The organism is Cytobacillus sp. NCCP-133, assembly GCF_026011715.1.
GTDB lineage: Bacteria > Bacillota > Bacilli > Bacillales > Cytobacillaceae > Cytobacillus.
In genome coordinates, this window is record NZ_BRVM01000023.1 from 1 (window position 1) to 24,320 (window position 24,320).

Genomic DNA, 24,320 nt, shown 5'->3' on the forward strand with positions numbered 1-24,320 from the left:
GGACATTATAATCGACTAATTCTGGACAGGCAATACCGTCAACTTTCGGAAATTTAAGGGTGTCAAAAACATCTAACCATTATTAAAACAAAATTATATATTAGTTATGTGTCCTTAATGTGTCACCTAAAATCAAAAAAAGAAGCCAAGTTGGGGCTTCTTCTTAAACAATCCTTCACAAACTCCAAACCAATGTTAACATAAATATCCAATTTATTTGAAATTCTTTTTCAATTATCTGGCCCTTTTCATGCAAAATAGGCGCAGATCCTTATTCCGGAAATGCGCCCTTTAATGGAACAACAAGGAGCTTCTATTAGCTGGTTTACTTATATAAGAAAAAAGCGACCCTCCGCTATGGAAGCATCGTACCCTGTAATTATTCCTCGGTTGGTTTTTCATTTTGATAAAATTTTTTTGGCTTTTCCAATTGTTCCTGATGGTCATTAATCAAACGGTTTCCAAAACTCGGGAGTGACTTCTCTTCTTTTCGTTCTCTCCTCTTTCTTAGCCATTCTCGAATCCGTCTACGCAAACTTGACAACTTCTTCATCGTTCTTCACCCCAATCACCTTCATCTTTCTCCTTTGGCAATCCTACGGGTTTCCATTATGTGTTTCATTTGTAGTGTATATTTTAATTTTAACAGGTTATAGGCAAGCCAAACAAATTCCTGTTTTCCTTTAGTTACAGCATTTACAGGAAAAAACTCTTTCTAGAAAAGCGTTCCTTCTTAGTTCCAGAAACGCGCCCTTTTCTGGAACAAGGTCACTACATTTTAAAAAATTATTACTGAAATTCATATCTATGCTTTACTTTATACGCAACCCAAAATAGAGACCAAATTTTTGATGAAATATACTGTTCTTACCTAAAATCTCAGATATGAAGCCTGTAGCGTACAAAAAATGGACGTTTCCTTGTTAAATTTTTAAGGTGCAAACTACTTTGTTGACGTGACCCCTGGATTCATTTTTGGTAAAGCACCATACCTAAGTAAAAACATATAATTATAAAGCAAATGGGGCATTATTTTATCCTCTTTGTTTTACCAAAAAAATCACAATACGGAGAAACCCTTGAATAAAGAATAAAACAAGGGTTTCTTTTATTAATATCAGAATTTATCTTGCCTCCTTTTTTTGTAATACCGAAGCAAAAGGCTCATTACCTAGGGTTATAGCCTAAATAAGGGAATCTTTAGGGAAAATACCTATACCTAGGACAATAGTGGAACGTAGTATAGGCTAAGGTCTTCACAAAGATGAAATTATAAAGGATTTGTTTTTTTGAAGAAGAACATGGAAATGTAATCATCAAAAAATATCCAAGAGGTGAAAGAAATGCATCATTATATTTGTCCATCTCCATGGCATATGAGTCATGTTCCGTGGCATATGAGCCATGAGCCATGGCACGTGTATACTGGTCCCTTTGTACCTTTTAGCCCACTATAAACAAAATCGGAACCTACAGTTCATTAAAGGAAGGATGAATAATCAATGTATTCCAATATGATTAATTACCAAATAGATCAAAGCTATCTATCACATGAACTAGAGAAAGGGTTATATGGTTAGGTAAACGTCTAGTCTTAGCATAATCACCTAACATAGGATAACGCAGGAATAAAAAAGGGAGGTATAGTTACAAGGTGAGTCATATGTATCTCAATTATATGCCTTTTTTTCCATCTCAGCATGTTCGACAGTTTCCTCAATACCCTCAATCGGAAATATGGGCAGAACAAGTGACAAAGCAGCCGTTATATCCTCATTTAAAGGATAAAGTATTAAGGAAAATTGCTCCTTTTGTGACTTATGGTCTGAATGAAGCGAAAGCAACTTCCTATGAGCATGCCTTACAAGAAGTTGCTGCAATGACCTATTTGATGGGGAAGGGGATGGATCCAAAAGCTGCTTATTTAACAGTGGAATCGTGGGAAGTAAATGAAAAGTTTTATTAAAAGAGATGTAAAATGTTACGATTAAGGGATTGATTTGGATTAATTGGGGTTCACCCCCACTAACAAGTGAGGATTTTAACAGAATTTCCATTTAATTCCATAACAAAAATCGGTCAAATGAGTTTGACCGATTTTTGTTGAAATAAATTAATTACTCCTCTATTTGACCTTTACTCTTTTTTCTTAACTCCGTCATATTTGATGGGTAAGCGTAAAATAATCCCCACCTATATTATAGATGGGGATCAAGTTATGATTTAGATAATTGATTAAAGAGCCTGCAATGGACCGGAAGCGTTTCTGACCATGGCAGTAATTTGTCCAGTGCATTCTGGTCTTTTGGATCCAGATTGGGAAGCTCCTCAAATAGATAGCGTAAATAATAATATGGATTTAAGTCATTTTCTTTCGCTGTCTCTACAATGCTATAAATGATTGCGCTCGAACGCGCTCCACGTGGAGTGTTGCTGAAAAGCCAATTCTTTCGTCCGATTACGAAGGGCTTAATCGACCGTTCGCTTCTATTATTATCGATCTCCAAACGCCCATCTTGCAAAAATACCTCAAGCTTTTCCCACTGGTTAAGACTGTATGTGACGGCCTCTCCGAGGGCACTCTTTGGTAGCACCTGGCCCTTTTGTTTTTTAAGCCATGTCAAAAAAGCATCCATGACTGGCTTGCTGAGTTCAAGGCGTTTTTCATGGCGTTCTTCAGCAGATAACTCCTTCAAATCACGCTCGATTCTATATAATTGATTACAGAATTGCAGACCTTCGGCCGCTTTGGTTCCAGAGGTCTGGCGCTTTGCAGGCGGTAGTGCCTTTAATGCCTCATCGAACTTTCTTCTGGCGTGGGCCCAACAGCCGACAAGGGTGACATCCGGTACCTTATGGTACCCTGCGTAACCGTCCACTTGTAAGAAGCCTTTGAACCCGGAGAGAAAATCCTTCGCATTTTTGCCGGCCCTTGTTTCCTTGTAATCGTAAAGGATGGCCGAAGGGCCTTCCTTCCCTGTGCGGTAAAGCCAGATATAGGATTTTGAAGTGGCTGGCCTGTCGGGTTCCCGTAAGACTTGGAGAGTGGTTTCGTCCGCATGCAATATATCTTGCTCCAACAGGATTTGATGCATACGATCATACATCAAGCTGAGCCACTGGTCCGCTCCATGGATCATCCAATTGGCAATGGTTTGCCGGGATAATCCCACCCCCATCCTTTTGAATTGCTTTTCTTGGCGATAAAGGGGAAGGCCGTCTACGTATTTTTGATTCATGATGTGAGCCATAAGGGAAGAGGAAACCAAGCTTCCCGGATGGACTGGCTTTGGCATTGGTGCAGTGACAATTGGCGTCTCAAGCTCTTTGCGCTCGCAATTACGGCAGCCGTAAACATGGCGGACATGCTTGACCACTTTCAATTCCGCAGGAATGAACTTCAGTTCCTGTCGGACTTCCGTGCTCATTTGATGCATAGTCCCGTTGCAGCACGAACAGACCTGCTCTTCCAGGGACAAACGGTATTCGACCGTTTCCACAGGCAGGTTTTCAAGCATCAATGCACGCTGTCCATGTTTCTTGCGCTTTCGCTGATAAGTGATGGACTCCAAAGCTGGTTCCGGGATTTCTGGATCGGCTTCATTTTCGGTTTCATTGAAAAGGTCCAGTTGATCGGGATTGGTTTTTTCGCTCGAAATGCCGAATCTTTTTTGCTGCTGGAGACGAAACTGTTCTTCAAACCATTTTAGTTTGTTTTCCAAATCGTTTTGGTTTTTCAGTTTCGCCTCTAACTCAGCGTTTTTGTTTTCAAGCACTTCCAAGCGTTTCAGAAGATCTTCAATTGTAGGGTCTTGAGTGGGGAAGTTCGTTGTCTTTTTCATAGGTTCATTATACGACAAAAACAGCCGAATTTCTTCTATTATTTTATATGATTGTTCGGGCACTTACGGCTTGATGTGCCTGTTTCTGTTCAAGGGATAACCCATCAAGCAGCCATCGCAATTGACGGGAATTGATCTTCAATGGTGTCGAACTATTTTCCGATGGCCACTGGAAAGTACCTCTTTCCAAACGGCGATAATACAGCCAGAACCCATTGTGGACCCAATGCAGGATTTTCAATTTGTCGCGCTGCCGGTTACAGAAAACGAAGAGACAGGGAGAGAAGGGATCAAGATCGAATTCCTCCCTTACGATAACGGCCAAGCCATCAATTGATTTTCTTAAATCTGTACTGCCTCGAGCGAGGTAAACGGAGTTTATGGCTGCCTCATTCAACATAAGGTTTTAAGCGTCCTTACAATATCGGCGAGGAACGATGGATTAAAACCTGGTTGAACTTCTATGGATGCCTGGCCGATTTTAATTTCCATTGATTCATTCGCAGGTGGTTCGGTCACAACGACAGGTGTAAATTTGGATTTGGTGCTGCGGTTTCGCTTTGGACCTTTTATTTTTTTCAACCAGTACTTTAACTGATTAACATTTACTTTATTAATTGCACACCATGTGGCTTGAGTATGGCCGCTTGATTCGTAATCCGCAATCCGCCGTTCCCATTCCATATGCAATTCTGTTTTTTTCATTTAGAAGCCTCCTCATTATTTATGAGAAGATTATCTCATGGCAATAACACTGAAACTAGGTGGGTGTAGTTTGACGCTTACGTAATAATGAAGCCAGGGGCAGGCCCTTTCTTTACTTTCATTCTCAGTTACATTGAAACTATTTGTTATTGGATTCTCTCTTATAATACTTATTAACTGAATGCTTCTTCAGTATAGTAGCGACAGCTTTTTCATAAGACTCCTGAAGCTCTTGTACGATTTCAGCTGTTGTCTGCACCTTCTTGACACTATGAACGCCTTGTCCGGCTGAGAGAATATCCTTCCAGGCTTTAGCTTCTGTTTCGTTCATTTTGGAAAAGTCAACTTCTTCTTTCTTTGTTAACTGATTCGGATCCAACCCGGCCGCTCGAATACTCGGAATAAGATAATTAGCATTTACCCCGCTAAAAGCATCCGTGTAAATGAGGTCTTCCATAAATGAATCAATTAGCATTTTCTGATAGTGCTCATTGGCGAAACTTTCTGCAGCCGCAATAAATCTCGTCCCCATATAGGCAAAGTCTGCACCAAGGGCTTCTGCGGCAAGGAGATCTTGCCCATTGGAGATGCTTCCTGCTAAAATCGTTATCCCATCAAAAAATTCTTTAACGGCACTTAAAAATGCGAACGGATTAAGTGTTCCCGCATGTCCTCCTTCACCATTGCAGACGAGTATGAGTCCATCGACTCCTTTCTGTGCTGCCTTTCTTGCATAAAACAGATTAATAACATCTGAAAATACCAGCCCATTGTATTCATGTACGATTTTAACGACAGGGCTTGGATCACCTAATGACGTAATTACAATGGGTGGTTGATATTTTTTAATTAACTCCAGATCCGCTTCGTACCTTTTATTAGAACGATGGGCGATAAAATGGACGGCCCATGGAGCAATCTTTTTATGCGGCTCAGCATCCTGTGCCTGCTGAAGCTCGTTTGTAATCTCAGCCATCCAGTTTTCTAAAATTTCAGCAGTTCGTGCATTCAATAATGGAAAAGATCCAATGACGCCATTTTTGCAGCCTTCAACGACCATTTTAGGACTTGATACTAAAAACATGGGGGCCATAATGACAGGTAAAGCAGTTTGTTCTACTATAGCTCGGCTTTGATTCACAACTTCACTCCTAGAATAGTAATCTATTGTTCGATACGCCTACGAGCATCAATCATCGAATAGGTTGACCAGAAATTTCAAAAAACGGTGCGAAAGATAACCCCGAAATACGAAGCTAGAGGGAATCAAGGAGGTTCTATAACCTTTGTAAAGCACTATACATACCTCTTTAAAACTCTCTAAAAGTTTTAATTTTCAAACTTCTCTATCCGCTATTTATCCATAAAGTTAGCCTTCCGCTTTTGGATAAAGGCTTCAACTCCTTCTTTTACATCCCTTGTCTGAAAGACATAGCCAAAATATTCAGCTTCTGTTACCAAACCTTTTTCCAGTGCTTGCTCATACCCATCATCAATCGCTTGCTTGGCATAAGAAAGTGCAGGCTTAGAAAATTTGTTAATTTTATTCGCCAGTTCCATCGCTTTCTCCAGGGATCTTCCTTTTGGAGCAATATGGTTCACAAGACCAATTTGACAGGCTTCCTCCGCCGTCAGAGGTTCACCGGTAAAGATGATTTCTTTTGCCCGTGCTTTCCCGACTAGCCGTGGAAGCCGCTGTGTGCCGCCCGCACCCGGAAATAATCCTAATTTTATTTCGGGAAGACCGATTTTAACCTGTTCCTCAGCAATCCGAATGTCACAGCTTAAGGCCAGTTCGCACCCTCCCCCTAGAGCTAAACCATTGATCGCAGCAATGGTCGGCTGCGGGAGCCTCTCAAGTTTATTAAGCGGCTCCTGAAGCCAAAGGGATTTTTGCTTGGCTTCCTCTGCCCCTTTTCCAATCCAATCAGGAAAGCTTTTAATATCCCCTCCAGCCATAAAGGCCTTTTCGCCTGCCCCCGTAAGAATAACAACCTTCACCTCGAGGTCCGTTCTAATTTCTTCCGCAGCAATGGACAATTGTTCAACAACACCTTTACTAAGGACATTCACTGGCGGATTATTAATGATAAGCGTTGCAATGCCATCCTGCTTTGACCATGAAACAGCTTGTACCGTCCCCAAATTCCTTTCCTCCCTATCCATGATTCACACCTCTATACTGGTTTCGCAGAACAAACTTTTGTACTTTACCGGATGGAGTTCGCGGTAATTCGTCCACAAAAATAACCTTCTTTGGTTTTTTGTAGCCTGCAAGATGTTTTTTGCAGTATTCAATTACTTCCTCTTCCGTAAGCTGCTTGCCCTCCTTTTTGACAATAACAGCGCATACCGCTTCAATAAATTTGGGGTCAGGAATGCCAATAATCGATACTTCCTTTATTGCATCATGCCGGAAAAGTACATCCTCAATTTCAGCGGCATAGATATTCTCACCGCCGCTTCGAATCATATCTTTTTTTCGGCCCGCAATGGTCAGGAATCCTTCCTCATCGAATTTTCCTAAATCACCGGTTTTGCACCAGCCATCCACAAATGTTGCCTTTGTTTCCCTTGGCTTTCCCCAGTAACCTGAGGATACGGCTGGACTTTTGATCGCGATCTCGCCCACTGTCCCTACAGGAAGAGGTTTTCCGGAGTCATCAATGATTTTAATTTCGGTCAGCGGTGATGGCTTACCAACTGTATGGCTTTTTTCAAAAACGTCCTCGTGGTCAAGCGAAGCCGCGATCGGTGTTCCTTCTGTCAGGCCGTATACTTGTACAAGCCTCACATGCGGAAATTTCTTTTTGAGCTGCTGGAGTCCCCATGGCATAATGGGGTCTCCTCCCGTATAGATAACATTTAAGTTTTCAAGCTTATACTGATCAATTTGAGATGAATTCAGCATTTCATAGATCATAAATGGAAATAGGAAGCAATCGGTGACCTTTTCGCTCTCAATAACAGATAGAATTCTCTCAATCTTAAATCCTTTGCTTTTGGTGATTAAAAGTGTGCCGCCCATCAGCATGATCGGCAATGCGATATCTTCCAATGCTGCCACATGATAGAGGGGCCCTGTTGTCATCCCCACTTCTTCACCAGTAAACTTCCATCTTAGCCCCTGCATGGACGAAAACCAGAAAGTCGTTTCATGTGTCCAAATCGCTCCTTTAGGTCTTCCTGTTGTAACGGATGTATACATCAGCATAACGGGATCTTTCATATGAATGCTGATTCCCTCAATCTCATCTGCAGAGCCGGTTTCTAATAGCTCCCATCCCTCCGACCAGCCGGGAATCTTCTCATCTTTATTGTGATTGCCGGTTTAACAACAGACAAAGTCGGCATCCCCGGTCATATAAATTATATTTAGAATAATCTAAATATTTATACAAGTCAGCCTATTTGCTTTATAATAAAAAAGAAGAATAGCATTTCCCAAGGAGGTGACACAATGACCCAACTTTCTTCCAAAACACTAGAATTCAGCCAAGCCCAGGAAGCAGTAGACCACTTTTTCGAAAAGGGCTGGACTGATGGTCTGCCGATTATCCCCCCGACCCCTGAAAGAGTCCAGGCAATGCTTGACTATGTGAAAGCGCAGCCGTCTGACATTGCAGGGACAATTCCGGAGAGAAACCGATTTATTACGGCTGAAAAAGTTGCGATTAATGCGGTAATGGCTGGCTGCATCCCTGCTTATATGCCTGTCGTCATGGCGGCAATGGAGGCTGTTCTGGATCCGGCATTTGGGGTTCACGGTCCAACAGCAAGTACAGGTGGCGCATCAATCCTTTTGATCGTCAACGGACCGATTATTCATCAAATCGGGCTCAATACCGGGAAAAATCTGATGGGTGGCGCCCATCGAGCGAATGCAACGATTGGACGTGCGATTGGCCTGATCATGAAGAATGCAGGCGGGTCTTCTCAATTTGACCAAACGACAATCGGACATCCGGGAAAAATCAGTTTTTGCATTGGGGAAGCGGATGTTCCTGAATGGGACCCTCTTCATGTAGAGAGAGGGTTTAATCGAAGTGATAGCACAGTGACTGCCTTTGCTTCCGAAGGTCCGCATCAAATTAACAACCACGTAGCCCATATACCAGAGGGAATTTTGATGTCTATTGCTGACATCATGACCAATCTGGCAACCTTCCATATGCAAAGAAGCACGCAATGTGCGCTGGTGCTTTGCCCTGAACATGTGGCCACTCTATTGGAGCATGGATGGGATAAAGCTAGAGTAAAAGATTTTCTGTTCGAACATGCCAGAAGGAAAAAATCGGAGTTTTATCAGTTTGGCTTGAGACTGGAACCTTTAGCTGAGGAAAAAGATGAATGGGCAACAGCCTTTCCTTCCCCTGACGATATTCTGCTGATTACCGGAGGAGGTCCTGCCGGACGATTCTCGTCTTTTATTCCAGGCTGGGGAAGCGTCAGTCAATCTGTTGCGGTTACGAAGCAGGTTCGTTTGTCAGGCTTTACATGAAGTGACTGCTAATACGGGTCAGTTTGACTCGTGGCAATTAGAAAACTGTGAAAGGAGGAGAAGAATTGATTTTGACAGATAAGGTTATTGTACTTGATCCAACAGAAGGCCCTGTGGAAACAGAAAACGTTTTGGCGCCCAGGCTATCGGATGTGAAAGGAAGGAAAGTTGCCTTTATCAACAACGGAAAAAGAAATTCGGATGTTTTCTTATCAGCATTGGCTGAAGAGTTTCGTGAAAACCATCATGCGGAAGTCGTCTGGTTCGATAAAAAGAACCCTTCCCTGCCGTTTCCGGATGCTATGCTTGATCAATTGAAGTCCTGCCATGCCGTTGTAGCAGGTGTCGGCGACTGAGGATCATGCAGCTCAAGCAGTGTGCTTGATGGAATCTATTTAGAAAAGCTCGGAATCCCTTCTGCAGCCGTCTGTACCGATAAGTTTATCGTACAGGGGACGACAGCTGCCCAGGTGCAGGGATTCAAGAATTATCATATCGTTGAAGTGTTTCACCCGATCGCTACCGCCCTTCCCGCTGCATTGAAGCAGGAAGCACAAAGAATCACCGGTGAAGTTCTGTCGGTTCTGACGAAAGAATGAGTACATACAAAAAGCCTTTCATCGCTTGATGAATAGGCTTTTTGTCTTCTCTTTACATAAGAAAGCTATTCCATGGTGCATCATAGCCATTTTCAGCTAGTATGTGACTTGCCGCTTCTTCTCAAAATCTCCAAGGGGGATTTCTGACATCACCAGTTTTTAACCTTACTCTTTTTTCAAAATCCTTAAAATGGATAATCTCAGAAAGAAATTTACAACCATCTGCTTTTTCAAACTCTGCTCTGGCTTCATCCTTATTGTCATACTCAAACATTTTGATTCTGTCCTGTAAAAGAAGGGTTAAAATCCACACATCAATTCCCTCCCTGGTTATGAAGATAAGCTCTGGATCTTTCATATTTAAAATCAAAAACGCTAAAGGGCAGCTGCTGAATGGGTGATCTTGCTGTATGTATGAAATTTTGAATGAGAGACGAGTGCCGGTGGCAGATTCATATTTTTATAGCTTCTTATGACAGATAAATCGCTAATGTGTAAACAGATTAAAAGCAATGCTAATCAGCCAGCCAAGCACAAGCGTAACAGAAACATATAAACCAACATAAAGTAAACCTCCATCACGATTCCTCCTAGCATCGTTTAGACTTGATCCCTTTTGGAACAATGGAAATTGTTTTCACCAGGTGGTTATCAATCTGGCTGCTAAATGCTAATCCAAATAACCAATTAGGCAATCAATTCATTCTGTTTTTTCCCGATCACTATCGAATGTTTTAATAATTGTCAGCTCCTTTCCTTCTAAAATAATGCCATAATAACAAGGGATCCTTAAAAAAATGTCGAACAATTAGACATTCACCTATTTGTAAATAGACTGTTAACTTCCTTTAATAAACACCAGCAAAAACTAATATTTGTCTTATAGAAGAAGTCCTTTAATGTACTATCCATGTGAGAATCTGATTCATAAATTAATAACATTTAAAATTCAAAACAGCCTTTCGGCGCAGATTCCTTTAGTCCCTTATAAAGCTTCCTCACAATACTTTTTTTTCTCTGTAAAAGGGGTTTTAAGGATATTAACTTTTGAATATTCTGTTAATATTAAAGGAATTTTCCCAATTCAGCCGCATTTTTAGGTACAATCATTACAAGGGACATCTTCTTTCACTTTTTAACAAAGCTTCATTGCAGGCTGCAAAAGGCATATTGGCATTAAGGTGCAATACACTTCGCAGAGACAGATGTTTCTTTACTACATTTAAAAATAGGAGGTCATTTATGTATCAAATCCAGGGAAAAGAAAAAATATTCATTTACACTGGTCCAGATGGATCAGGGAGAAAAACCATTGCTAAAATGGTGGCTACTGCGTTTGATATGCAAACCGTGCTTTCCTACACCACTCGTTCCCCCCGACATTATGAAAAAGATGGTGAAGACTATCATTTCATTGATGAACAAACCTTCAAGCAGATGCAAAAACAGCAAGAATTTCTCGAGAGTGTTGAAATTGATGGGTATTATTATGGAATTCGCGAAGAGGATATCGTCCAGGCATTCCAAAAGCATCCCCTCATCTATTTGACGCTGAATCCTGAAGGTGCCGAAAAGCTGAAAAAAATGTACGGCGAGCAGGTTATGAGCTTCTTTATTTTTGCGGATCGCGAAACGGTTATTGAGCGGCAAAAAGAACGCCAGGATCCTGAGGAAGACATCAAGCGGCACATGGCCCATTACGACGAAACAATGGGCTATAAAAAGAACTATAAACATGTATTGGAGAATTATGATGCTCCGCAGACTGCTTTTCAAATTAGTGAACTGATCGAAGCGTTTTTAGAACGAGATGTTATCGTTACGGATTACTAAATTAGTTGGCAGACAGCAAGAAAGGACGTGTGAATCTCACGCGTCCTTTTTCGTTCACTTATTATAGCCGCTTTCATCAAATGGCTACTGCTGTAATTGAACTCTTTCCTCGCCAGTCTCTTATTCTCTCTCCCTATTCATCCATCCATGAAACGCATAGATCAGCCCAATAAATAGGCAATAGCCCGCAAAGGTATTCATGTGATTCCATTCCTCTGCATGAACGAACAGTCCCATATTTTCTGCCGCTTTTTCCATAACAGCCATCAATAAACTCAAGCACAATACAAATAGGATCCTTAACCATATCCTACACCTTTGCAGGAAATTCAAAATAACAATCATCGTGATCGGCAGGGCAACCAGTGTAAATCCGATATGAATGGAAAAAATGGATGGCAAGGGGCGAATCGGGAAGTGGTAAAGCTGCTTTCCGACATAATAAAGATCTAGATAGGTTCCCAATAAGGAAGCGAGGAGCATGGCAGGTATGTATCTTTTAATGCCAAATCGTGATGGCTTTTTTTGCCAGAGCTGCGAGCTCGAGTCTTTCAAGTGTTTTACAGTATTCATCCTGAATCTCCCCATTAATGGTATCTTCTATTTCCATAAAATAATCCAGTACGTGAAAGTGTTCAAACCAGTCCCCTTTTTCCGCTACTGCATGACTTACATTTTCCCAGGCGTTTTCAAGGGCCGGACTATAGATTCTTCTGCCCCCTGGCCGGAGGTTGCAGGATTTTAATTGAAACTGATATTTTTCGCCCGGCACCCCTTCATGAACAGCATTAAAAATAGCTGGCCAATAATCCTTCCTTGATCCTGTATGAGGGTGGGTGTTCGCCCATTGTTCCGTGTTAGCAAGCACATCCTTGTTCCTGAATAAGACATGATACAGTCTCTTCCCTAATAGAATCCGCTCATGCAAAGACTCAAAATGATATAAAGTCAGCCCCTTTAAGTGAATTGCTCTCCCCTTTTTATATGGAAAAAGAATGTGATTGAGTGAAAGAAACTCCTGAAGCTTGAATTCAAGCTTGTGAAATACCCCGTTTTTATAATTGTGATTCTGAATCACCCTTTTTTCCAGGTAGCTTTGTTCATTTATAATCAGAGCGATGGTGAGAAAGAATGGCTGACGCTTTCTCCAGAAGCAATTCCAGATTGCTTCCATAAAGACGGAAATATTTAAGAACGGAAGCAGGAAAAATAACGGCCTGTTTTTTCTAAGGCTTTCACGGTAAATCAAAAATTGCGGATAGGCATCCTGAAAGATGAGCCAGTTTCCCCTTTCCAGAAAAGAAAAAAAGGATTGTTTCTCCTTGTCCGATAATAATCTGGACAGTAGCTCACCCTTGAGATCGGTCATGTTCCAGCCGCCATTCCGGGAAACCATATGCCCGAGAAATGCCCAGTGAATTTCTGGATGCTGCCGGTAGAAATCCAAATAAGCTTTTGTTCTTGTGACATTATTTTTATTCCATATTTCTGTTTCCCTTTTGATTTGATCGAGGATTTTCTTCTCTTCTGCTGATAGTGCTGCCGTTTTTTGGACACCTGTTCTTTTCTTTAATTCTTCCTTTATCATTTCAATGGGGGACTGCTCTTGTTTTGTCCGGAAAAAGATCTTCATCCCCTCCTCTATGAATTCTCCCTCCGTTAACTGAATATGAATCAATATAGGAAACTACCGGGAGAGGAATGTGAGTCATGTACAATACTACTCAAGGGATTAACCAGTTAATCCACAAGCTAAAAAAAGCCCAGTCTTCAGACGGTTCTTGGAAATATCCCTTTGATACAGGCATCTCGACAGATGCTTATATGATCATTTTATTAAGAACACTGGAAATACATGATGAAAAATTAATGAGGGGGCTGGTTTCCCGAATACGAAACAAACAGGAAGGAAATGGCGCCTGGAAACTTTTTTATGATGAAAGAGGTGGAAATGCGACTGCCACATTGGAGGCCTATTACGCACTCCTCTACTCCGGCTATGTTCAGAAGGAAGATCCAAGGATGATCGCAGCCAGGCGATTTATCCTTGAGAATGGCGGGATGGAAAATGTGAATATTTTTACGAAAATTATGCTCTCTTCCACCGGGCAGTACAAATGGCCAGCATCCTTTCCGATCCCGGTTGAAGTCATGCTTCTGCCCCTTTCTTTTCCCTTTAACTTCTATCAGTTTTCCGTATACGGACGAGTGAATCTTGCTCCTATCCTGATTCTGGCAGAAACTAAATTCAGCTTAAAAACGAAATATAGCCCGGACCTTTCAGAATTAAACCTAACAAGATCCGGAAACGATGATTGGGCCATTCACCCTGATTACCGCTCCTTATTATCAGCCATTAAAGACGGCATAGAAGACCTCTTGGGCCTGCCGGAACAGCTTCACTCCATGGCAATGGACCGGGCCAAAGAATATATGCTCGAGCGCATTGAACCGGATGGAACGTTTTATAGTTATTTCAGTTCAACCTTTTTAATGATCTTTGCCCTTTTATCATTGGGCTACGCTAAGGATGACCAGATCATAATAAAGGCCGTGAAGGGATTGAAATCGCTTCGGACGGATATCGGCAGTCTCCCGCATATGCAATATACAGATGCCAGTGTGTGGAACACTTCCCTCATTAATTCTACTCTCCAATTGGCCGGTGTTTCCCATAAAGACCCCTTTGTTCAAAAAGCAAACACCTACTTGCTGAAGCGGCAGCAGGATGAGTTTGGGGACTGGGTCATTCATAATCCGAATAGCTTGCCAGGCGGATGGGGATTTTCCGATGTCAATACAGTCAACCCTGATGTAGACGACACGACTGCATCGCTCCGATCGATTGCCAGAAGCGCAAAGGATACCCCAATCTATCAGGGTGCCTGGGATCGGGGCATAAGCTGGCTTTTATCCATGCAGAATGAGGATGGCGGCTGGCCTTCATTTGAAAGGAATACCCAGAATCCATGGCTCGATTTCCTGCCGATCGAAAAGGGTGAATATATTTTTGGCGATCCGACCTCTGCCGATTTGACAGGAAGGACCCTGGAGTTTTTGGGCAGCTATACAGATCTTCCAAAGGATCATTCATCTTTTCAAAAAGCTTTTAAATGGCTTTTAAAAAATCAGGAGCAGGACGGTTCGTGGTATGGCAGATGGGGAGTTTGCTATATATATGGAACATGGGCGTCGCTCACAGGTCTTATGGCTGCTGGATTATCTCCAGGTCACCCAGCCATCCGGAAGGGCGCTGACTTCTTGAAGAGGATTCAAAACCATGATGGCGGCTGGGGCGAATCCTGTCTGAGCGACAGTCAAAAAACATATGTACCCTTGAATGCAAGTACCCTAACGGACACGTCCTGGGCAGTTGATGCTTTACTTGCTGTTGAAGACAGGCCGACACCAGCCATTCAAAAAGGAATTCATTATTTGCTGAACTCGATTGATAAAGAGGATTGGACCACAGCCTATCCAAAAGGGCAAGCCATGGCAGAAAGCTTCTATATCCACTATCACAGTTACCGCTATATCTTTCCCCTTATGGCTTTGTCGCATTACCATCGAAAGTTTGAACAATGACACATTGCAATTGCCATTTCAATCTTTTTTGAGTTTCCAGGTAAAACACAAGGCGCCTTCTGCTTAAGGCATATAGCAAAAGGCGCCTTATAATAAAAGTTGCAGCTTCTAGTCGTTCCGTACGGCTGTGCGTCGATATTAACTTTACTTCCAACAGCAACAGGATCATCGCCTTGTCTAGCTAATTAAACTTCCCCTCAGCCATGGACGGGACCGATAAAAGCCAATCGGGATTTGGATGAGGCTCGTTTTCCCTTGTGATTCCAGTTTGTAAATTTCATCACACATTTTCGCATCATACCCGAGAAGTGGATGCCCTCCCATCCCGAGGGCAGTTGCCGCTATAAGCAAACGCTGCACAAGCATACCCGCTTCCATTTGCAGAATACGATAGCCTCTGAAGCCAAGTGCCGTTTTATAGAAATCTTTATCCCCTGCTACATGCAGACAGAGCGGGACTTGGAACAAATTCACATTGCCCATAGGCATTCCAGATTGTATTAAAAGCCGATGATCTCCAGGATTTAGCTCTCTCAGCGTATGAGCATCGCTGTCATAATAATAGGCGCCATCCGGAATGCCTTCAACATGGTTCAAACAGCCATAAAGTGTGACGAGTGACTGTCGATTGTCAGGTGCCGTGTCTATATCGTTCCGATACGGGAAGGAAGCGGCTGCCTCCTGCAGCAGAGCAGCCAATTGCTGCCCGCTAACCTTTCCTAAAGCGAAATCCATGTCCGGTGAAAACCGCTTTCTGCAGACTGACGCCAGATCAAAAGATAATCTTTTTACATAAGGAAGAGCAACCTCCTTTCCCTCACAATTCCTCACTGCAGGTATGATTTGCTGAAACGATCCTGTTGATTCCAGCATGGACGCTTCATTGATTTTGGTTACCATCGGAAATTCTTTCACTCTGAGCGAACCGGTGGAATAATGAGTCTGAATCGATTTCACTTCCTGGCACAATTCGGAGGCAGAGACGATCCCGTCTATATTGCTTCTGTTATTAAACCAATTTGTCGGTTCGACTGAGAGCGGGATAACGGCATATACGCTCTCCTCCTGTTCAGATAGCCCAAGGAGATGGTTGAGGGCACGATCAAGAAATTGGAAGTACACCCCCGCTGCAAAACCAAACCTCTTCGCCACCTCTAATAATTGTCCGATCACCACACCTGCATCCAACCCCTGCAGGCGATAAGCAAAGTTATGATATTTAAAGAAATTTTTCCAAAACATGGTCGACACAAACACAGCACCAAAACAAGATGACACATCACAGCGATTGCCAAGAGCCCGATCTATATATGAATCATAATTGCCTTCACGCAGCAGAACCAGGCGGTGATGCAGCACATCATAATGGTATATGCCCTCAGGTAAATCCTCCAATTTCAGATACATGTATATTTCGTTTGGATACAGCGCTCCGCCAGAAGGAACAGACCGCCGAAACGACTGTATAAGTGGATCATCTTGTTCATTGGAATCAAAGAGAGAAACTGACTGGCAAACTTGATGCAGGCCGAATACATACCAGAGAAAATGACCGATTCTCCTAAGGTCAGGCTTTGCCGGTGGATCCCATTCATCAAGCGAAAGGGGAACTTCCAGCGACAGGGGCACATCTGGCAAGCCGCGGTAAAGCTTATAAGCAAGCGGTGCATCTTCCCAATCCACTTCCCAGTCTGATGGGCTAACCTTTTCAATATCAAAATGCAAATTGTACAGAAATGTCTCTAGACTCATCTTTTACCTCCCAGTCAGAGCTTATGGAAATGGATGGGGATGTGGATTAAGCTGGTCAAGTGTAAGCGGTTCTTTGGCATACCCAAGTTTCGTTGGGACCTTTAGTACCCTCTCAAGCCCTGATACGCGTGTTAAGTGATGACCAAATGTCATGGGCAGCATCCCAGGAATCAGCACTTTGACACAATACAATCCGCTGCGCCTCACTTCCGGTGAGGTCTGATCCACCACAATGACATCAAGGTTCACTTCATGCAACGCTTGAAGAATGTCCTGCAGCTCATCTGTCAGGTCTGCATGTCTCCCCTCCCGCTTGAATTCCTCAGAAAACGTTCGGAGCGGCCGATTTTCATCCAGCAGAAACTTTAAGCGCTCCTCCGCTTCCGGCAAGCCGTAAAGCATCCCATGGTCATCCATTTTCCGGACGAGCGAAGAATCTTGCAGCATCCGCATAAATTCCTTCTTGTTCGCTTCAAATTTATTGTCTAGTGTCATCATCATCCCAGCTAATTCGTGAACCGCGCTTTTTACCGCCCGTACCGGATCCAGATGAGCCCCTGCCGCACAAATGATATTCAAGCCCTTTTGCTTCCTGTTTTTCGCCATTGCCCAAACACTTGGAATTCCGTGCTCCATTGTCGCGTTATACAAATACAGATCATATCCCGCTACCGTCCTTACTCGATCAATCATTAACTGCAAATCCTGGTCATTTGAGGAGTAAGGATCAAGACACGGAAGGCAAAACTTGCCGTACCAGGCCATCATGAACGAATCACGTTCCACCACTTCCAAAATACCGTAGAAAATGGCCTCCTCCAAGCTACCGCCCAGCGCGCATCCGTTGGACGTTTCATAGACATATCCATTTCCGCAGCCCAAGCTGTAATAAGCAAGCAGCTCAGGAACCAAAATCGGACGCTCCTGCAAAAAGGAATACCCCCACACCCAATTAATAGGGCTATCAGGATCAAACTTTTTAAATGGAAAACCCGGCCGTTCATACTGTTCATCCGCATGCACACCTACTGTAACAGGATTAAGAGCTCGATCTTTCAAGTTGTGGTAACTGTCATAGACTACCGTCCTTTTTCCACGTGGAGTTATACCGCACGACCGCTCAAGCCCCTCTAAAATCGCCGTCAATTCACTCACCTTATAGGAATGCGATCGGCCTGCAACGCCTTCGTCTCCTCTAAACAGCGGCAGGTTTACAACGACATCTGCAAATGGAGGTGTGAAATCATACATTTTGCCATTAAACAATCCAGTCCGTGGATCCAGATAATTATTAACGAGCGTTTTATTTAAATCCTCCAATGAACGGCAGCGGTAACTGTCTGCGCTTATTTTTGGGCTTGGCTGCATGGATATTCGGGCAGCTGCCTCTGAATCTTCAGGCAAGGAACTGCAGATCGGACACAATGAATCTGGTACAATCAGGTGACGAGAATTCTGAAGTGTTTTCAGGCTGATCAAAAACATTCGTCCCTCAAAGTCTTCCAAACTGCCCTCCAGCACCCTTTGCACCTCCGCCACGAGCAGGTAAGCCATCTGTAAAAGTCCCGTGCGCGATGCCCATGCGTCACGTATCAATCCCTCTTGCCCTTCGAGTCTCTGCTGCAATTCCCACATCTCTTCGCGGTCGCGCGCTGCAAAGAGTTTCCGCATGTCCGCACACTGTGAGCACCCCGCTGTCCCAGGGTGAACCAGCGGACCAACCACACCCTCTCCAAATGAAACAAAGCCCCGCAGCCAAGGAATTCCGGATGACCGTGACACCTCTTCTGCCTTTTTATGAACAGCAGGCATCCAGGTATCGTGCAGCACCAAAATCAATTGCGTGCCTTCCGGCAGTTCTGGCTCGAAATTTTTATGGCGAACGACATTCAATCTGGAGGGCAGTTCTTTGCATACGCTGTCCGCCAGCAGTCCTTCTCCAACAACTACCACGACAGCACTCACTGAGATTCCTCCTCTCGTATGAACACCCCGAACACCCCTGCCAGATGCTCTTTAAAAAATGGTTCTAGCAAAAATTCACAGACTAAAAGCTGCTTGCGATTCCGTTCCAGCACCTGTCTGGCAGCCAGCAAAACCTGGGATTGTGCAATCTCTTCACAAGGCGGAATGACAAAACTTAGCGGCTCCTTTTCTTCCACTAGCACAGATGATGCCTCCATTGCTGTTGCCTTATGTCTGCCGGTTTGGTTTTGCCCCTGTATGATCGACTGCTGCAGCGCTTTCCTCAGCGCTAATGTTAGATTAAATCCCGCACTGCCACACCAGCGATCGTTCGAACCGACCCAGACCACAGGGAAGCCCGACACTCCCTCACCCATGCAGATTTTCGGAGCTCCCTGCATCGTTGTCAATGCGTCCAAATAAAACCTGCAGCGTTCATCTTCTACTGCACTCAAGTGCACTCGTGCCACAGTATTCTGATCCCTTGCGCGCTTAGCCAGTTCCTCGTCCAACCACTGGTCCAGCCCGCGTAAAACCCCCTCTGCAAAGGTTTCCCCTGCTCCCACACCAAAAAATTCATTAGAATTTACATTTATTTCGCGTTGTGGAAGCAGAGCCGAAACGAGCTGGCCAGCCATCCGCGACACATACTCTTCTATCCCGGTCAGACCTGCTTCCCTGCGTGCCTCCTCATGCGTCAAATCTGTACATACAATGCTTGGCAGCAGCTCTGCCGGACCCTCAGACAACAGGTCGACTGCCTGAACCTCGCACTGTGCTAACGGAAGCTGCTTTAAGTCTCCCTCCTCCCATTTATGAAAAATCCCTGATTCTTTGGATGTCAATTGGCTGAAGAAAAGAAACAAACTGTTCGGGTCACTTCTGCTCGAACTCTGTTCGATCTTCAGATCAGCATCTTGAACCCATTCCGCTGCTGTTTTTCCGGTCACTATCGGATGAGGCCTAAACGAATGCCAATTTCCTTCCAGCGTCTCTAAATTAAGCAGGAAGAACTGATTGCGCTGGTCAGCACTACTCAAGCCTGTAACCTCTTTAAATAGTTCAAACACGATCAAATTAGCCAGCATGGCTCCTGCTGTTGAGGAGATGGTGTGCAATTGCTTGTCTTCGCAAAACGCAGATTGATGGATGCGGTGCCACGCAGACTCCCAGCACCCTTCTGATTCCGGATGAACCAGCGGACCTGCCAGACCAGCCTGTTTGTAAAATATAGCAGGAAGGAACACCTTCTTCTCCGCCCCGCAAACGGCATGTATAACCCGCAGTTCCTCCACATCGCCTGAATCTGACACATATAAAATGGAATCATACGGCTGAATCAATTCCTCCCAGGAATCATCTTCATCCTTCTGATGGGTTACCTCCTCTACTGAGACATCGGGATCTGTTTGACGTGCGTGTTCGATAATATCTTTCAGCCGCTGCCTATTTGTCGATTCCGGGTCCGTAATGAGCATATGGACCTTCTGCAATCCGGACTCAATCAGCGAAGAAACCAGCGAAACAAAAAAAGGGCCCGATCCTGCTGCCAGCACTTTTGCCTGCCGATAGGCCTGAAACCGGTATGCACCTGAATCGCCGAAACTTTCCAGGAATTCGATTTGAGAAGAGTACTTTTTAAGAACATGATCTTTTAATTGATGAGGATGGTCTTGGCTTACATCCCGAACAAAGCCATTTCGATACAGCACTTCTGCAATTTCAAACACCCGATTTCTATGTGGACCCGGCAAACCAGCTGTCAAATCCCCCAACGTATTTTCACCATTAAACATCGGAATTAACTTTTGAATCCACTGATCGATCATACTGCCTTCCATGCGGAAGGAGCTGACATTGTTCCGAAAATACACACCCTTGGTTGGATCAGGGAGAAAAAACGTGTCCCTTTTCACTTTTAACCGCATAGAAGGGGTCAAATTTTTCATATCGCTCCTCCTTACCCGTAAACGATTCCTATTTATGAAAATATCTTTCTCTATAATCCTATGTACCGGGATTTGTCTCATATGTCAAACGCTAAAACGAAAAACCCCTGCATGCAGATGCAGGGGCTCCTTTTTTGATGGTCAAGCCAGTTTTTAATAAACTGGCATTCTTGTTAGTGCTAGCGGCCGCCACAACGCCCGCCACAGCGTCCTCCGCAACGGCCTCCACAGCGAAAACAGTTAGAGCAGCGGAAACAATTAAAACAGTTAAAGCAGCTGAAGCAGAAAAAGAAGAAGCAGCTAAAGCCAAAACCACCGCACTGTCGAGACTGATCCATATAGTATTGGTTCTGATCCCAAGGAAGCGCTTCGTTCGCATGGAAATCCCCAACATTCAACATTTGAAGCTCATTTTGAAAATCATTCATGTACATACCTCCGGATTTATTAATAAGATGTGAAGTAACTTGAAAGGGGCAAACTAAAGAACATCCGAAATCAGCCGTCCTTATCTTCGAATACTCTCTTCATCAAAATATGTGATAGGCTAGGGGATTGTTACTGAGGTAAACACCCATATTTATCGGGCGTCCTTTAACCATGAAAGAATGAAATAAGGTGAATTGCATCAATAGTGCTGCAGAGTACTGACTGATGACGACTTTTATTCCATATATGGCTTGATTACCGATTACATGAGCGCTCCAGGACGACCTTTTCTTCTGGCTCTCTTCATTATCGGCTTCATTAAAGCTTCATGGCGACCTTCTTCCTCACGCTCCCTTCATTTCCGGCTTCATGAGCGTTTCATGGCGACCTTTTTCCTCGGACTCGCTTCATTTCCGGCTTCATGAGCGTTTCATGACGACCTTTTTCCTCGGACTCGCTTCATTTCCGGCTTCATGAGCGTTTCATGACGACCTTTTTCCTCACACTCCCTTCATTTCCGGCTTCATAGACCTTTCATGACGACCTTTTTTCCTCGCGCTCCCTTCATTTCCGGCTTCATGAGCCCTTCATGACGACCTTCAGTAATTTCTAACCATTTCATAAAAATGACGGATTCAGCTTACCTTTTCATCATTTTGAAAAATAAAATGAAGAATCGTTTCATGAACGCTTCTTTGAATGAAGGATGGCGATCTAATGCTTCTATAATTACAGTCAGGATTCAGGAATGGACAACCCTCCCTTGGCTATACTAAATCAGTAATGGCATTTTTTTTGGAGGGCAGAAAATTGGATCAAACATGGCTTTCTCTCTTACCATTTTTAATCGTTATAGCAATGTCCATTTGGCTTAAAAACATTCTGCCTGGTTTAGTGGCGGGCATTTTGGTTGGATCGATCATTGTTTCTTCTGACCTGCTGGCTGGTACAGAGCAATCCGTCTCATACATCGTTACCACCCTCTCTGATGAAACCAATATTAAAATCGTCGGGTTTTTATATTTATTCGGCGGGCTGGTCGGCATGATGAATATAGCCGGAGGCATTAAGGGTTTTTCAGAATGGGCTGGGACCAGGATCAAAACAGAACGCGGCCTCTTGGGCTTCATTTGGATAACCATCCCTTTCACCTTCATGATGCCGATGTTCCGGATCATGATGATTGGGCCTATAATAAAAACTCTGATTAAAAAAATGAACCTGTCCAAGCAAAAGGTGGGCATGACGCTCGATATCTCGACAGAGTCTGTGATTGTGCTTTTGCCGGTTGCGACTGCCTTTGTCGGATTCATGGTCTCTTTGGTTGAAGGCGGAATCAGCGGCCTTAACCTGAATATGTCCGCTTATGAAATTTTCCTCTTAAGCATCTTGTTTAACTTCTATGCAATCATTATGCTGCTGATCGGGGTTGTGCAGACATTTTGGTCACCTAAAAAGATCAACCAGCAAAACAAACAGGTACATCAGGATCTCGAAGAACAAGAACATGAGTTTCACCGCCAGGGGATTAAGAAAGAATTATCCCTTGTAAAAGCACAGCCATGGCATTTGATATTTCCGGTCACTTTGCTTCTGGCATTTTCACTATTTCTGTTATGGCAGGACGGCATAGATCAGGGAGCAGAGACCATTTTTGAAGCTTTTTCCATGGCGGATGCCACGTTTGTCATGCTCCTGGCTGTCTTTATCACTCTTGTATTAACGTTTGTTTTCTACATAATAAGAAGCGAGAAGATGAATGAAATCCTCTATCACTTTTATGATGGCGGCAATCAGATGATGGAAGCGATTAGCCTCCTCATTCTTATCTGGGCCCTAACAATGGCTGCCGAAGATCTTGGTTTCTCCAAGTTTATCGGGAGCTCTTTAGGAAGCTTTCTGCCCGCCAATCTGACGCCTGCCGCCATATTTGTACTGGGATCTGTCGTGGGGTATTTCATAGGAAGTTCATGGGGAACATGGGGTCTGTTTATGCCTTTGGGAATAACACTGGCTGTCTCAACCGAAGCGTCCATTCCTCTGACAGTTGGAGCTGTTTTTGCTAGCGGTGCATTTGGTGCGATAACCTCCCCGCTTGGTGATACCACCATCACAACCGCTTCCATTCTTGATATGGATCTTGTTGATTATGCCCGATATAAATTGAAGGTCTCGGCTATTGGGGCTGTGCTGGCAACTGCAATATTTATTGCGAGTGGCTACATCCTTTCATAATAGAAAAAAGAGTTCAGAATATCTAATAGATTTAATTGACTTGCTTTTTTGTTTAACATGAAGGAACACTCGCCACATAAGCGGCGAGTGTTCCTAATTTTAGCAGGGGAGTCTAGATAATTACCCTTGAGGTATATCTATCCTTTTACTTCATGGACCCAATGGGAACATCGAAGGAAAACAATAAAAATGTAATAATCACAAAAGAAAATGCCCATGCCAATAATGGACGATTTTGATGCAGTCGAAGCATGACAAAAATAACGATATAAAAAAAGAAAGTATAAAGCATATTCCAACCATTATGGTGTGAAAGACCACCCCATATATTTATTGAAGTAAACTCAAATACTGTAAAAAAGATCACCCATGTGAGAATATAGTATAATTGCTTTACTTTATTTTTATGTTCGGGAAAATTCCCAAGGTAAATTAATACTTTTACAGGGAAACTAATAAATTCAACTGCAAGAGAAATCAAAGTATGGTTCGGCAGTATGGCTTTATCAAATGAAGGATGAAATTGCCACATGGGATAATTATACAATAAATAACTATATATTAAGTCCCCTATAATAAAGAAAAGAATAGTGGAATAATATTTCTTCCAATTTCTCCAATCTCCCCATTTCCATCCTGCAAATAGGAACCCTAGTAATAAAATAACATGCACAGTCCCACTTCCCTTGAAAACAAAATATGTAATACTTCACCATAATTTATTTTATTTCTGCCTATTCGATCTTCCAAACCGTGTTTCTCATATTATTTACCTTTTCTCATTGAACTAAACTGTATATAACAGAGCTTTAGTTGAACAAAAATTTACTCTATATAGTCTATTAGCTTTACTGGAACTTGTTCAAAAATATATAGTTCAGGGTTTTTATAAGGCTTGTTTTTCAAAAACTCATCAAGAGTTCTC

At 43.2% G+C, this 24,320-nt stretch carries 21 protein-coding genes; 6 read left to right on the top strand and 15 right to left on the bottom strand.

Going from position 1 to position 24,320, the window contains the following annotated elements:
- Positions 1-379: 379 nt before the first annotated feature.
- On the bottom strand, positions 380-553 hold the full coding sequence (locus NCCP133_RS18880) for a hypothetical protein (RefSeq protein WP_264806817.1): 174 nt from the start codon (positions 551-553) through the stop codon (positions 380-382).
- 1,110 nt (positions 554-1,663) lie between these two features.
- Between NCCP133_RS18880 and NCCP133_RS18885 the strand changes: the two genes are divergently transcribed.
- On the top strand, positions 1,664-1,966 hold the full coding sequence (locus tag NCCP133_RS18885) for a hypothetical protein (RefSeq protein WP_264806854.1): 303 nt from the start codon (positions 1,664-1,666) through the stop codon (positions 1,964-1,966).
- 250 nt (positions 1,967-2,216) lie between these two features.
- Here NCCP133_RS18885 and tnpC read toward each other — a convergent pair whose 3' ends face one another.
- The 6 genes from tnpC to NCCP133_RS18910 all read right to left on the bottom strand — a co-directional run bounded on the left by tnpC (position 2,217) and on the right by NCCP133_RS18910 (position 7,851).
- Positions 2,217-3,842, bottom strand: a complete 1,626-nt coding sequence (gene tnpC, locus NCCP133_RS18890; protein WP_264806818.1) for an IS66 family transposase — start codon at positions 3,840-3,842, stop codon at positions 2,217-2,219.
- A 43-nt stretch (positions 3,843-3,885) separates the two neighbouring features.
- Positions 3,886-4,242, bottom strand: coding sequence for an IS66 family insertion sequence element accessory protein TnpB (gene tnpB, locus NCCP133_RS22005; protein WP_442874293.1), 357 nt, complete (start codon positions 4,240-4,242; stop codon positions 3,886-3,888).
- The gene (gene tnpA / locus NCCP133_RS18895; RefSeq protein WP_264806819.1) at positions 4,236-4,547 is read right to left on the bottom strand and encodes an IS66 family insertion sequence element accessory protein TnpA; all 312 of its coding nucleotides are present in this window, start codon (positions 4,545-4,547) and stop codon (positions 4,236-4,238) included. Before tnpA ends, tnpB begins: the two co-directional genes overlap by 7 nt.
- Positions 4,548-4,686: 139 nt before the next feature.
- Positions 4,687-5,640 (bottom strand): NAD(P)H-dependent flavin oxidoreductase, encoded by a 954-nt coding sequence (locus NCCP133_RS18900; protein WP_264806855.1) that lies wholly within the window; start codon positions 5,638-5,640, stop codon positions 4,687-4,689.
- Positions 5,641-5,900: 260 nt separating this feature from the next.
- On the bottom strand, positions 5,901-6,692 hold the full coding sequence (locus NCCP133_RS18905) for an enoyl-CoA hydratase (protein ID WP_264806820.1): 792 nt from the start codon (positions 6,690-6,692) through the stop codon (positions 5,901-5,903).
- Between the two features lie 13 nt (positions 6,693-6,705).
- Positions 6,706-7,851, bottom strand: coding sequence for a class I adenylate-forming enzyme family protein (locus tag NCCP133_RS18910; RefSeq protein WP_264806856.1), 1,146 nt, complete (start codon positions 7,849-7,851; stop codon positions 6,706-6,708).
- 156 nt (positions 7,852-8,007) lie between these two features.
- Here NCCP133_RS18910 and NCCP133_RS18915 point away from each other — a divergent pair, with 156 nt between their 5' ends.
- Together NCCP133_RS18915 and NCCP133_RS21910 are read left to right on the top strand one after the other, a co-directional pair.
- On the top strand, positions 8,008-9,048 hold the full coding sequence (locus tag NCCP133_RS18915; protein ID WP_264806821.1) for a hypothetical protein: 1,041 nt from the start codon (positions 8,008-8,010) through the stop codon (positions 9,046-9,048).
- A gap of 65 nt (positions 9,049-9,113) precedes the next feature.
- The gene (locus tag NCCP133_RS21910; protein ID WP_309298090.1) at positions 9,114-9,647 is read left to right on the top strand and encodes a UGSC family (seleno)protein; all 534 of its coding nucleotides are present in this window, start codon (positions 9,114-9,116) and stop codon (positions 9,645-9,647) included.
- A gap of 121 nt (positions 9,648-9,768) precedes the next feature.
- Here the strand turns inward: NCCP133_RS21910 and NCCP133_RS18930 are convergent, their stop codons facing one another.
- Positions 9,769-10,005 carry a hypothetical protein gene (locus tag NCCP133_RS18930; RefSeq protein WP_264806824.1) on the bottom strand — a complete coding sequence of 79 codons (237 nt, stop codon included), beginning with the start codon at positions 10,003-10,005 and terminating at the stop codon, positions 9,769-9,771.
- Between the two features lie 884 nt (positions 10,006-10,889).
- Between NCCP133_RS18930 and NCCP133_RS18935 the strand changes: the two genes are divergently transcribed.
- Positions 10,890-11,480, top strand: coding sequence for a guanylate kinase (locus NCCP133_RS18935; protein ID WP_264806825.1), 591 nt, complete (start codon positions 10,890-10,892; stop codon positions 11,478-11,480).
- A gap of 120 nt (positions 11,481-11,600) precedes the next feature.
- Here the strand turns inward: NCCP133_RS18935 and NCCP133_RS18940 are convergent, their stop codons facing one another.
- Together NCCP133_RS18940 and NCCP133_RS18945 are read right to left on the bottom strand one after the other, a co-directional pair.
- On the bottom strand, positions 11,601-12,053 hold the full coding sequence (locus NCCP133_RS18940; RefSeq protein WP_264806826.1) for a CBO0543 family protein: 453 nt from the start codon (positions 12,051-12,053) through the stop codon (positions 11,601-11,603).
- On the bottom strand, positions 11,980-13,113 hold the full coding sequence (locus tag NCCP133_RS18945; protein WP_264806827.1) for a DUF2515 domain-containing protein: 1,134 nt from the start codon (positions 13,111-13,113) through the stop codon (positions 11,980-11,982). Before NCCP133_RS18945 ends, NCCP133_RS18940 begins: the two co-directional genes overlap by 74 nt.
- Positions 13,114-13,190: 77 nt before the next feature.
- Between NCCP133_RS18945 and NCCP133_RS18950 the strand changes: the two genes are divergently transcribed.
- Entirely contained in the window at positions 13,191-15,065 is a 1,875-nt protein-coding gene (locus tag NCCP133_RS18950; RefSeq protein ID WP_264806828.1) for a terpene cyclase/mutase family protein, read from the top strand.
- A 177-nt stretch (positions 15,066-15,242) separates the two neighbouring features.
- On the opposite strand, the gene NCCP133_RS18955 is transcribed toward NCCP133_RS18950, so the two are convergent.
- The 4 genes from NCCP133_RS18955 to NCCP133_RS18970 all read right to left on the bottom strand — a co-directional run bounded on the left by NCCP133_RS18955 (position 15,243) and on the right by NCCP133_RS18970 (position 21,165).
- A complete protein-coding gene (locus tag NCCP133_RS18955) occupies positions 15,243-16,817 on the bottom strand; it encodes a SagB family peptide dehydrogenase (RefSeq protein WP_264806829.1) in 1,575 nt (524 codons plus the stop codon).
- A gap of 21 nt (positions 16,818-16,838) precedes the next feature.
- On the bottom strand, positions 16,839-18,782 hold the full coding sequence (locus tag NCCP133_RS18960; RefSeq protein WP_264806830.1) for a TOMM precursor leader peptide-binding protein: 1,944 nt from the start codon (positions 18,780-18,782) through the stop codon (positions 16,839-16,841).
- The gene (locus NCCP133_RS18965) at positions 18,779-20,731 is read right to left on the bottom strand and encodes a putative thiazole-containing bacteriocin maturation protein (RefSeq protein WP_264806831.1); all 1,953 of its coding nucleotides are present in this window, start codon (positions 20,729-20,731) and stop codon (positions 18,779-18,781) included. Before NCCP133_RS18965 ends, NCCP133_RS18960 begins: the two co-directional genes overlap by 4 nt.
- Before the next feature lie 179 nt (positions 20,732-20,910).
- Positions 20,911-21,165, bottom strand: a complete 255-nt coding sequence (locus tag NCCP133_RS18970) for a heterocycloanthracin/sonorensin family bacteriocin (RefSeq protein WP_309298091.1) — start codon at positions 21,163-21,165, stop codon at positions 20,911-20,913.
- A gap of 805 nt (positions 21,166-21,970) precedes the next feature.
- Between NCCP133_RS18970 and NCCP133_RS18975 the strand changes: the two genes are divergently transcribed.
- Positions 21,971-23,395 carry a Na+/H+ antiporter NhaC family protein gene (locus NCCP133_RS18975; RefSeq protein ID WP_264806832.1) on the top strand — a complete coding sequence of 475 codons (1,425 nt, stop codon included), beginning with the start codon at positions 21,971-21,973 and terminating at the stop codon, positions 23,393-23,395.
- Positions 23,396-23,540: 145 nt separating this feature from the next.
- Here the strand turns inward: NCCP133_RS18975 and NCCP133_RS18980 are convergent, their stop codons facing one another.
- The gene (locus NCCP133_RS18980) at positions 23,541-24,068 is read right to left on the bottom strand and encodes a CBO0543 family protein (protein WP_264806834.1); all 528 of its coding nucleotides are present in this window, start codon (positions 24,066-24,068) and stop codon (positions 23,541-23,543) included.
- Positions 24,069-24,320: the final 252 nt, after the last annotated feature.